Source organism: Streptomyces sp. MB09-02B (assembly GCF_033794485.1).
Classification (GTDB): Bacteria; Actinomycetota; Actinomycetes; order Streptomycetales; family Streptomycetaceae; genus Streptomyces.
Genome location: NZ_JARGEE010000322.1, coordinates 1 through 10639 on the forward strand (window position 1 = coordinate 1; position 10639 = coordinate 10639).

The following is a 10639-nucleotide window of genomic DNA, read 5'->3' on the forward strand; positions in this document are numbered from 1 at the left end:
GGTCCCGGGGCGGGTGACCCTGCCGCAGCTCGTCCAGCCGCAGCACCCACAGGGAAGGGTCGACGCGGCGGACCGTGGCCGTCGATGTGTCGTCCGTCAGCACGGGCGGCCTGCCGAGGAGTTCCCACACCGTGCCGATCCGGCGGGGCTCCGGCGCGAGGGGGACGGGGACGGCCCCCGCCGCCAGCGCGCCCCAGAACAGGGGCTGGAAGGTGTCGCCCCGGTCGGCGACCAGCGGCAGCGGGGTGCCCGGGGTCACGCCCGCCGCGAGCAGGCCCCCGGCCACGCGGAGTGCGTCGTCGCGGAGTTCGGCGAAGGTGACGGTGTGCTCGCCGCCGTCCCCCCGGACGTGCACGACGGTCTGGCCGGGGGTCTCCCGCGCCGCTTGGAGCAACACGTCCAGCAGCGTCGCGTCCGCGCCGTCGTTCACACATTCATTCGATCTCTCCACCGTGCGGACACTACAAGCCGTCCCGTCCGGTGACGGGCGGCGGCGGGCGGCGGGGCGGGCGGAGCCGGTGGTGGACGAGGCCGTGGTCGGGTGCGGTCGGTGCCCGGGGGTGCCAGCGTCATGCGCTGCCCCCGCAGGGGGGCCTCCCTGCCTGCCCGGTGGCGCCGGTACGCGAACGAGGCATGGAAGGACCACATTGCGTCAGGGGCGGGGGAAGACCTTGGTGGGGCGGAACGGCCGCTCGGGGGCGGGAGGTAGGGCGGTGGAGCGCGGGAGGGGTACGCGCTCCGCCGCATTCTGCTGGCCGCTCTCGTCCACGGCCGTGGCGTGGTCGTCGGCCACACCGCTGGGAACCCACTGATGACCGTCCCACTCCAGCATCCCGCGCGGGGCATCCGGATCGACATGCCCGCCACGCTCGGGCCCGTCGCCGAGGGGGACCGCCCTGCGGTCCCCGGGCGCGGGCCGGCGGGCCTCGCGGCGCTGTGCCCACTCCTCCAGCGGCGCGTCGTCAAAGGGCGTCGTCGTACGTCAGCCGAAGCTGCGGAGCGACGTGAGGACGTACCCCAGCAGGACGAGGCAGGAGCTGCCGACGGCGATGAGCATCTGCGGCAGGCTCGGCTGGATCCCCAGCATCAGGGGACTCCAGCCCCAGAACACCAGCGCGGTCAGCGCAGTGCGCGTGGTCTGGAATGGCGCCGACCAGGCCACCTCCTGAAGGTCGCCGGCGTCGGGCACGAGGGTGAACACAGGGGTCAGGATCGCGCCGATGAGCGCGACGACGATGAAGGCGATCAGCGAGCCCAAGCCCAACTCGTCGTCCTGGAAGGCCTTCCAGGAGTCCTCGGCGAGCGTGGGCAGGTCCTTGCTCTCGTTGACGTAACCGCCGAGACCAGGGTCGGACCGGGCCCACAGGACGTCGACCTCGGTGCCTTTGCCGGGCTTCTCGTACGTGTAAGCGCCGCTCACAGTGAGCCGTTCGGCACCGCCGGTCACGGAGACCACGAGCCGGGACACGTACCCCTTCACGACGCCTTCGCTCAACTCCTGCCGTGTCGACTGGCGTTCCACAACCGTCGCGGTGTTCACCTCTGCGCCCGCGTCGCGCAGGGCATCGAGCTTCTCGCCCGCGTTGGACGAGGTCAGGAGGGCGGCGGCGAACACGGCGGAGGAGAACGCGACGATGACCCAGAGGGCACCGGTGCGAAGCTTGACCCAGGACTCGTCCGTGAAACCGTCGGCCTTGGGCTCGCCGGGCAGCATCCAAAGCGCCACCACCCGCACCACCGCACACCCCACGGCGACGGCACCCCACACGAAGGGTTCGTGCCAGGGCCGGGCCATGGCGGTGGCCCCCAGCAGCCACATGCAGGCGACGGCGGCCGCGACCCACGCCGCGAGCGAGCACAGCCGTACGAGCCATATCAGCGCCGAACGCACAGATCCCCCCGATGACATGTGAAGCGACCTCACCGCAGCGTGCGCATCGACGTGCCGATGTACACGGCCAGGACGAGCAGGAAACCACCCCCGGCGAAAGCCATCTCCGTCAGGGTCGCCTCCCGCCCCAGCAACAGGGGCCGAAAGCCGACGAACACCCCCACCGCGGGCACGGCTCGGACGGTCTGGGCAAACGGCGACCAGGCCAGCCGCTGGAGGCGGCCGGCGTGGGCCCCGATCGTGAAGCAGGGAGTCAGTACGGCGCCCCCGATGCCGGCAAGGATGACGAACGCCACCAGCGCGGCGTCGCCGTTCTCATCGTCCGGGAAGGCCGCCCAGCGTCCCGCGGCAAGCGTGGGCAGGTGCTTGCGGTCGTCGACGTAACCGCCCGAACCGGCCCACAGGACGTCGGCCTCGGCCCCCTCGACGGGCTTGTCGTATGTGAACGCGTCCGGCACGGCGAGCCGTTCGGGACCGCCGGGCACGGAGACGACGAGGTCGGAGGTGTATCCCTCCAGGTCACCGTCACTGATTACCTCCCGCACCTGCCCCTGCCGCGCCACCACGGTCGCGGTGCTCACCTCGGCACCGGCGTCCCGTAGGGCGTCGACCCGCTCCTCCCAGTCGGGTGAGGTCATCATCGCGGCGAAGAACACCCCTGCCGAGAAGGCCACGAGCAGCCATATGGCGGCGGTACGGAGCTTGACCCAGAGCACGGAGTCAACGAAGGAGAGCGCGCGGGGGTCGCCCCAGGCACTCGGGGCCTTGGCCAGAGGGACTCCGACGCTCATACGCCTCCGCCACCAGGCCGCTGCCGCCGGCACCCGCAGCGCCCACAACGCCACCACCCGAAGCACGGCACACCCCACAGCGACGGCACCCCACACCAGAGGCTCACGAAAAGGCCGCGGCACAGGCCCGCTCCCGAGCAGCTGCCAGCAGGCGACCGCGGCCGCACCCCACGCGCCGAGCGCGCTCAGACGCACCAGCCAGACCAGTACGTGCCGCATGCGCCCCCCACATGTTGAGGCAGCCGTCCTATCACATAAGAAGCCCGAGAAACCGCGCCAGCCCCTGTACATCAGGCGCCACGGTCAGGGAAACGCGTCGAGGTCACGCGGACCGTAGAGCACGTGTGCCGGGCCCGTGTCGAGTTTCCTGTCAGTCGGCGGACATGAGCGTGAGGGCGACTGCCCCGCCGGCGCTGTGGCGGCGATCTCGGGCGGGGAGACGTACCGGCTCGTGGCGGCCCGCAGTTCGTCGGCGTACTGCTGGAAGTAGGAGTGTTGCAGGGCGGGCGGCCGATATCCCTCAACGAACAGCAGGCCATGCCGCTGGCAGCAGCTCCTGTGCTTCAGCGGGCGGGCCAGGACTATGGCCCCCGCCACCCGTCGTCCCCATGGGGGTGAAAGCTGCTACAGATTTTCTAGTCATCTCTAGTCATCTCTAGTCACATGTCTCGATTAGCGTGACCTTGTGAAGCTTTCGGAGTGGGCGCGTCAGCAGGGCGTGAGTTACCAGACCGCCTGGCGGTGGGTGAAGGACGGGAAGATGCCCGTCCCCGTTCGCCAGGCGCCGTCCGGGACGTGGCTGGTCGACGAGGTCGCCGTCCAGTCGCATGGGCGGGTCGTGGCGTACTGCCGCGTGTCGTCCGCCGACCAGAAGAGTGACCTGGACCGGCAGGCCGCCCGGGTCGTGTCCGGCGCGAACAGGCTGGGCCTGGCCGTTGCCGAGGTCGTCACCGAAGTGGGTTCAGGGCTGAACGGGCGGCGCCGCAAGCTGCACCGCCTGCTGTCCGACCCGCAGGCGGCGGTGATCGTGGTGGAGCACCGCGACCGGCTGGCCCGGTTCGGCGTCGAACACCTCGAAGCCGTCCTGGTCGCATCCGGGCGGCGCCTGGTCGTCCTCGACCCCACCGAGACCGCCGATGACCTGGTGCGGGACATCACCGAGGTACTGACCTCGATGTGCGCCCGCCTGTACGGACGGGGGGCGGCGAAGAACCGGGCCGCCCGCGCGGTCGCGGTAGCGACCGGCGAGGCCGCCGAGTGAAGAAGTTCCAGCCGCAGCCCGGGTTTGTCGTGCAGGCGTACCGGTTCGCCCTGGACCCGAACGCCACCCAGGAGCACGCGCTGCGCTCGCACTGCGGTGCCGCGCGTGCCGCGTACAACTGGGCTGTCGGCTGGGTTACCGCCTCTTGGTGGCAGCGCGAGGCCGAGGAAACGTACGGCATCGCCGAGGCGGGGCTGACCGAGTGGCGGCCGTGGTCGCTGCCGTCGCTGCGGAAGGCGTTCAACCAGGCCAAGACGACCGATTTGAGGTTCGCCGCCTGGTGGGAGGAGAACTCCAAGGAGGCGTACTCTACCGGCCTGGCGAACGCGTCGTCCGCGTTCGACAGCTACGCCAAGTCCAAGCAGGGCAAGCGGCGCGGCAAGCGGATGGGCACGCCCCGGTTCAAGTCGAAGCGGAAAGCGCGCCTGGCCTGCCGGTTCACGACCGGCACGATCCGCGTCGATACCGATGGCCGGCACGTCACACTGCCCCGGCTCGGGACGATCCGCGTCCATGAGCCCACCAGCGGCCTCCTCGCCCGCGTCAAGGCCGGGACCGCCCGCATTCTGTCCGCGACCGTCCGGCACGAACGCGGACGCTGGTTCGTCTCCTTCCAGACCGAGGTCAAACGCGACCTCGAACGAGTGGCGCGCCCGGACGCGACGGTCGGTATCGACCTCGGCGTGAAAACCCTCGCGGTGATGGCCGACAGCACCGGTGAGATCCGCACCGTTCCCAACCCCGGGCACTACGAACGGGCACGCAAGGAGCTGCGCCGCGCCTCCCGCACCGTCTCCCACCGCCAAGGCCCCGACCGGCGCACCGGACAGAAGCCGTCGAAGCGGTGGGAGAAGGCCAACGCCGCCCGCAACAAGCTGCATCACCGCGTGGCGAACCTCCGCGCCGATGCCCTGCACAAGCTGACCACGAAGGTGGCGGCCGAGTACGGCACAGTCGTGGTCGAAGACCTGAACGTCGCCGGGATGCTCAAGAACCGGCGCCTGGCCCGCCGCATCGCCGATGCCGGATTCAGCGAGATCCGCCGCCAGCTCGACTACAAGACCCGCCTCCGCCACGCCACCCGCACCATCGCGGCGGACCGCTGGTTCCCCTCCTCCAAGACCTGTTCCGGGTGCGGCGCGGTGAAAGCCAAGCTGCCGCTGCACGTCCGGACCTACGAATGCGACGCCTGCGGTCTGGTTCTGGACCGGGACGACAACGCCGCACTCAACCTCGCCGCGCTCGCGGCAGCCGCAGTAACTGGTACCGGAGTGGCCGGAGACCAGGACACCGCCCCGGTGGTGTCGAAGCCTCGTGGAGCCGACCAGAAGACCCGCGTCAACCGCACCCGCCGCAGGGCGAGCGCGGGGCGGGCAGGTGGCGCAACCCTGCCGCACCAGCAGCAGACGGAAGCGAGAGACCGTACTCAAGCCGAAGCCACGCTTGGGTGATGTGACGGACCTTCCGGGCCGAAATGCCCGGGATGCTGAGACCTGACTACGGTCTCGGCAACGGAATTACGTGACCGCGGGGGTGGGGAAATACGGGCTGTGGCGCTGATCTTGTGACTGGTTGCCTGGCCATCGTAAGCGGCTGGGAAACTGGGTAACTGCCGTGACGATGGCTGATGGGGCCCGGTAAGGTTGTGATCTTCGGTTGGCGGAAGCCACCCGGAGTCCCCCTGAGGCTGTGCCGACACGATGAACCCCGACGACACTCCCGCACGGCTCCGACTCGACCGTGCTCTGGACTGCTTGGACGTCACCTTTCGCGGAATGACCGCCCGCAGCGATGAGACCCAGTGTGACTGTCACTGGGGCAGCGAAGAAGAGCTTGCGCAATTGAAGGTCCCGGACGTGGTGCTCGACCCGGACCTTCTGCGTCGCACCTGGGATGCCCCCGACTGGAACGACCACGGCGCGGTGCTGCGCCGTATCCTGCCTCAATTCGCCAGGGCGCTGGTCAGTGGCCTCGTGGAGCCCATGTTTGGCATGCACGAGGTCGGACGTTCGTTCATTCGCGGCCACTGGCGGCAATGGCCTGCGCACCAGAGCGCGGCGGTGTGGGAGTTCCTGCGTGCCTGGTGGGCTCACACCCTCGCCGCATCGGAGCCGGCAGTCCCCGTGCATGAGGTCCTCGCGCTGTGCGCCGAGGCATCTGCCACGCTCAGTCCTTGGCTCAACACCTGGGAGGCACTCGAAGACCGCGTTGCCGACCGGCACCTGACCGAAGCGGCTGCCCACTGGGAGTACGACCTTCTGGGCGATCAACTTCCATGGGACGCGTGGGACAACGCAGATGACCTGCGCACCGAGCTCGCGGCCTGGTTGGTCCGTCACGCCCCTGCGCGGCTTCAAGCCCAGGACGCTCCCGAGGAACTGCTTCACCGCATACGACTCATCGGACTCACCGGCCCCGCCCGCTGGGAGGACCCGCACTGGCCCAACCACCGCTATTGAGCCGGCTTCACCGCGCAGCCTTCCCTGGTATCAAGGCCGTCTTGACCTGCTTGAGCAGCCTCAGGGCGTGAGGAGTACGCGCTTGCGGAGGAAGTCAAGGTTTGCTCGTCCATATCCTTGCCTTTTGAGCAGTTTCGTCCTTGTGACCTGCCCTTCGACCTGGCCGGAGCTCCAGGGGGTGGAGAGTCCGGCGGTGACGGCGTCGATGTCGCGGCTCAGTCCGTTGATCAGGGAGTGGAGAGCGGGCAGGTCGTCGGCGAGGACGCGCTCCATCCAGGCGGGCAGTTGGTCGCCCCGCAGGTCACGCATCATGGCGGCGAAGTCGCGGACGTGGTGGGTGACGGCGTCGAGTTCGGGGCAGTTGGTCCGGATCTCCTTGAGGTCGGCGGCATCATGGGCGGTCAGATTTCCGGGGTCGGTCATGATCCAGCGGACGATGCGGCGGGGCCGTGGAGCCGGGCGGTGTGTGGGTGGCGTGGCGGTGGCGGCCTTGAACGGGCGGAGGTAGCGGCGGACGGTCTGGATGCTTCCGGCGAAGCCCAGGGTGACGATCTCCTGGTGGAGCTGGGCACTGTTGTGACAGCCCTCGTTCCATCGCTGGTGGAGGTGGGACACGTACTCGTCCAGGATGGTGGAGCGGTTGGTCGCTTTGATCAGCAGTTCGTCGATGCTGGTGGCGCGGGCGAAGCGGCGCACGGTGGACCGGTCCAGCTGCAGTGTCCGGCAGATGTTCTCCAGCGTGCTGCCGTCCTCGAGGAGCTGTCGCACGGCGATGTAGCGTTCCCTGGTCCGGGTCACCAGGGGGCGTTCGCGTCCGCAGACGTCGAGCATCTCGGCAGCCGGTGCCGGCGGTGGTGTCTGCCAGATGTCGTCGCTGGTCGGCGGGGCTGCCGGTGCGGTGTTCTCGAACCCTGCGCGGACGCAGGCGTGGTGGGCGGAGACGGTCTTTTCGACGGCCTCGCCGAGGTTGTGCCACAGATGCCAGGCGTCGGCAACCTGTACCGCTTGCGCGGCGCCGCTGCGGGCGCCTTCGGCATAAGCCCCGGCCCGGTCCCGGCAGATGATCTCTATTTCCGGATGGTTCTTCAGCCATGCGGCCAGCGGTTCGGCGTCCCGGCCGGGCAGCACGTCCACCGGGCGCCGTCTCTCCAGGTCCACCAGGATCGTGGCGTACGAGTCGCCCTTCCGCAGCGCGAAATCATCGACGCCGAGGACGCGGATCTGTCCGACGGCTTCTTCCGGCGTGGCACGGACCAGACGTAACAAGGTGTCCTTGGCGACACGTAGGCCCAACACCCCGGCCAGGCGGGCTCCCGCGCGGCCGGCCAGTGCGAAAGCGATCGAAGTCAATTGCTCACGCACGAGTGGCGTGTAGCGGGCATGCGGGCTCGTCAGCCCCGCGATCTGCTCGGCGAACGTCACCGCCGGGCACGCCGGGTTCGGGCACTTGAACCGCCGCACCAGCAGCTCGATCACCACTCTGGCCCCACCGACCGCGGCGTCCGCGAGCCGTCGCACATACCGGCCGTGCACCCGGCCCGACGCACTACCGCAGTGCGGGCAGTCCGCGCCCGCCGAGCGGGCCCGCACGTGCATCGTGACCACCCCGGCCACGGCACGCTCGACCAACTCCACCACGACACCGGCCAGATGAGGGAACAGCACCTCGAAACTCCGCGAAGAACACGCGAGCCATGATCACAGTCACCGCTGACACCGACTGCGTCACAAGATCAGCGCCAGAGCCGAAATACGTGACGCGGAACCTACCCCCTGGGGAACTCCTGGTCGGTGCCACTGTCGCCACGACCGCGGCCCGGTTGCACATCAGTGAGCGCCGCCTGCACACCTTGTTCACCGCCGGCACCGGCTTGTCCCCCAAGCACTTCGCACGCATCGACCGCGTTCGCACCGTGCTCGCGGCCGATGCCGGCCGGTGGTCGGACATCGCCGCGACGGCGGGTTACTACGACCAGTCCCACATGACGGCCGAGTTCCGCCACTTCATGGGTGTCCCGCCCGCCGCGTTCACCGCAGGGCGGCGCCCCGCCGCGAGTCCGTGCACTGCCTGAGTTCCAAGACTGGCAAAGGAGGAGTTGCAACAGCTTGTCGAAGATGGTCCGGTCGCCGATCCGCGTGCCGTGGCTGCCCAGCGGGTGAGTCGGATCGTAGGCGGGCCGCTGTGGCAGCAGCGCCGCGAATTGGTCCCACAGGAATTCGGTCAGCCATGATGGCAAGGCAGGCACAGGTCTCCCGGTGATCACAGAGCGTCGCAACTCCATGATCGCCAGGGCCTGTTCCTCTTCTACTTCCGAGGTGCCCCATCGAGTTCCGAGGTGCCCCATCGAGCCTATCTGCGCGAGTTCCAAGTCCTGAGGGGAAGGGCCGGTATGGGTCGGAGAACGGCGGTGAACACCGGGGGTGTTAGCTTCCTGCCCGTGTTAGAACACCATGATGAGACCAGGGCGGCCTACGACGGGGTCGTCGAGCTGTATGCGTCGATGTTCACCAGTCGGTTGGAGACGCGGCCGTTCGCCCGGAACATGATCGGCACCTTCGCCGAGCTCGTGCGTGACACGGGGAACTTGCGGGTAGCCGACGTCGGGTGCGGGCCCGGTCATCTGACGGCCATGCTGCACGACTTGGGGTTGGACGCCTTCGGGGTCGACCTCTCGCCGGCCATGGTCGACCACGCCAGGCGGGCCCAGCCGGCGCTGCGGTTCGAGGAAGCGCGAATGGAGGCCCTGCCGGCCGAGGACGGCGCGCTCGGTGGAGTGCTGGCCCACTACTCGATGATCCATACCCCACCTGAAGAACTGCCCGCTCTACTCGCTGAGCAGGCGCGTGTTCTGGTACCAGGGGGTCTGCTCCTGGTGTCTCTCTTCGGGACCGAGGGGCCGGAGCCTGTCCGCTTCGATCACAAGGTGGCGCCCGCCTATAGCTGGCCGGCGGAGCAGTTTGCCGAGTCGCTGTCCGAGGCCGGGCTCGTCACGGTGGCTCGGTTGCTCCACGACCCAGCGTCCGAGCGCGGCTTCCTCGACACACACTTCCTGGCCCGCCGCCCGTAGCCCGTGGGCCCTGGGGCGTGGTGCCCTCAGTGTTGCTTGTCTGGGAGCGAGCCCCGGCTCGCAGCAAGGCGTGGATGGGGACGCTGTCGCCGAACCTCGCCGCTTCGACCAGACGTCCGGCGTGGGCGCCGTGTGGGGTCTTTGTGCGCGCCGCCGGGGCCGTTGGACCGTCTGGCGCATCGTGCTGTGCACCCCGGCCCCGGTGTGCGGGAGGACCTGGTACAGGCGGTCGCCCACGGGTCCACCCCCGGGGTCGGCTCGCTGCCGGACCGCCTCGCCGACGACCCGCACCCGGAGGTGCGGGAGGCCGTGGAGGGCGGTCCGGGAGGGGAGCTCGACCCCGCCTGCGACTACGTCCAGCTGTGGGCCACGTCCACCACGAGGCGGTCGGAGAGTTGGAGCACCCGGAACGGCAGCCGGGCGCGGACGCCGAGGCCGATCTGGGTCTCGCCCTCGAAACTGCCGGCGAAGCGGGTGTCACGGAAGGTGCGGTAGCCGGTCAGGTCCACCCCGGGGAGGGGCTTGGCGACCTTGCCCGGGTAGACGACCCCGCCCGTCTCGGGGTCGTAGCTCGGCGCGGCGACCCGTATCTCCAGGATGGCTCCGCCGGTCACCGGTATCGGGTCGCCGGAGCCGACCTGGTGGAGCCGGTCGACGTAGTGGACCCAGTAGCCGAGGCGGTCGCCGCCGTCGGGCACGTCGAACACGATGCGGTCGAAGCAGTCGTGCCGGCCGGTCCTGATGTCCGTCAGCGGCACGGCACCGCTGTCGGGGCTGCCCTTGACGCCACTGCCCCAGCCCGTCGGGCAGGCCGCGGCGGCTCGCGCGGCACCCCCGGGCGCGGCACTCGCGGTGGCCGTCGCCGTCCCGATCGCGGTCCCCGCGAGCGCGAGTGCCAGAACCGCGGCTCCGATTCGTCGCATGTCGTCCCCCCTTGTTCCCGCAACGCTGCGGTAGCGCTGGTATCGGGTGAGACGACCGGGTATGGCGGAAGGTTGTACTCCGGTGCCACGGAAGTGTCCCGGGACCGCGACAGCGGCCAGGTCCCCCTCCCGGCCCTCGCCTCGCCCAGCTCTTTTCCGGCCCTACTTCTGCGCCACGGGTGAACCGCTGCGTTCCGGGTGGCGGCGGCGGGCCGTCGGTGTGGGGGAGGGGACCTTGTGGAGGAG

11 protein-coding genes and 2 pseudogenes are annotated in these 10639 nt (G+C 69.7%); 5 read left to right on the plus strand and 8 right to left on the minus strand.

From position 1 onward, the window contains the following. The 5 genes and pseudogenes from P1P70_RS32625 to P1P70_RS32645 form a co-directional block, all read right to left on the minus strand. On the minus strand, window positions 1-430 hold a 430-nt coding region (locus tag P1P70_RS32625; RefSeq protein WP_319244216.1), incomplete at its 3' end, for an AMP-binding protein. A gap of 222 nt (window positions 431-652) precedes the next feature. Continuing rightward, on the minus strand, window positions 653-952 hold the full coding sequence (locus P1P70_RS32630) for a DUF6087 family protein (RefSeq protein ID WP_319244228.1): 300 nt from the start codon (window positions 950-952) through the stop codon (window positions 653-655). 30 nt (window positions 953-982) lie between these two features. Further along, on the minus strand, window positions 983-1891 hold the full coding sequence (locus P1P70_RS32635) for a hypothetical protein (protein WP_319244217.1): 909 nt from the start codon (window positions 1889-1891) through the stop codon (window positions 983-985). Window positions 1892-1920: 29 nt separating this feature from the next. Beyond that, entirely contained in the window at window positions 1921-2682 is a 762-nt protein-coding gene (locus P1P70_RS32640; protein WP_319244218.1) for a hypothetical protein, read from the minus strand. 373 nt (window positions 2683-3055) lie between these two features. Beyond that, a pseudogene (locus P1P70_RS32645) lies at window positions 3056-3216 on the minus strand (dipeptidase); the annotation flags it as partial. Window positions 3217-3367: 151 nt separating this feature from the next. On the opposite strand from P1P70_RS32645, the gene P1P70_RS32650 reads away from it, so the two are divergent. From P1P70_RS32650 to P1P70_RS32660, 3 genes are all read left to right on the plus strand, one after another. Next, a complete protein-coding gene (locus P1P70_RS32650; RefSeq protein WP_319244220.1) occupies window positions 3368-3943 on the plus strand; it encodes an IS607 family transposase in 576 nt (191 codons plus the stop codon). Next, window positions 3940-5394, plus strand: coding sequence for an IS607 family element RNA-guided endonuclease TnpB (tnpB, locus tag P1P70_RS32655; RefSeq protein ID WP_319244222.1), 1455 nt, complete (start codon window positions 3940-3942; stop codon window positions 5392-5394). The genes P1P70_RS32650 and tnpB overlap by 4 nt, the downstream gene beginning before the upstream one ends. A 249-nt stretch (window positions 5395-5643) precedes the next feature. Next, the gene (locus P1P70_RS32660; RefSeq protein WP_319244225.1) at window positions 5644-6402 is read left to right on the plus strand and encodes a hypothetical protein; all 759 of its coding nucleotides are present in this window, start codon (window positions 5644-5646) and stop codon (window positions 6400-6402) included. 60 nt (window positions 6403-6462) lie between these two features. Here P1P70_RS32660 and P1P70_RS32665 read toward each other — a convergent pair whose 3' ends face one another. Next, window positions 6463-8067 carry an ISL3 family transposase gene (locus P1P70_RS32665; RefSeq protein ID WP_413471598.1) on the minus strand — a complete coding sequence of 535 codons (1605 nt, stop codon included), beginning with the start codon at window positions 8065-8067 and terminating at the stop codon, window positions 6463-6465. Window positions 8068-8096: 29 nt separating this feature from the next. Here P1P70_RS32665 and P1P70_RS32675 point away from each other — a divergent pair, with 29 nt between their 5' ends. After that, window positions 8097-8474, plus strand: a complete 378-nt coding sequence (locus tag P1P70_RS32675) for a helix-turn-helix domain-containing protein (protein ID WP_413471599.1) — start codon at window positions 8097-8099, stop codon at window positions 8472-8474. Window positions 8475-8492: 18 nt separating this feature from the next. Here the strand turns inward: P1P70_RS32675 and P1P70_RS32680 are convergent. Beyond that, window positions 8493-8648 (minus strand): annotated as a pseudogene (locus P1P70_RS32680) (IS5/IS1182 family transposase); the annotation flags it as partial. 192 nt (window positions 8649-8840) lie between these two features. Between P1P70_RS32680 and P1P70_RS32685 the strand changes: the two are divergent. Further along, window positions 8841-9470: a class I SAM-dependent methyltransferase gene (locus P1P70_RS32685; RefSeq protein WP_319244232.1), complete on the plus strand. Its 630-nt coding sequence runs from the start codon at window positions 8841-8843 to the stop codon at window positions 9468-9470. A 350-nt stretch (window positions 9471-9820) separates the two neighbouring features. Here P1P70_RS32685 and P1P70_RS32690 read toward each other — a convergent pair whose 3' ends face one another. Next, window positions 9821-10393 carry a hypothetical protein gene (locus P1P70_RS32690; protein ID WP_319244226.1) on the minus strand — a complete coding sequence of 191 codons (573 nt, stop codon included), beginning with the start codon at window positions 10391-10393 and terminating at the stop codon, window positions 9821-9823. Between the last annotated feature and the right edge of the window lie 246 nt (window positions 10394-10639).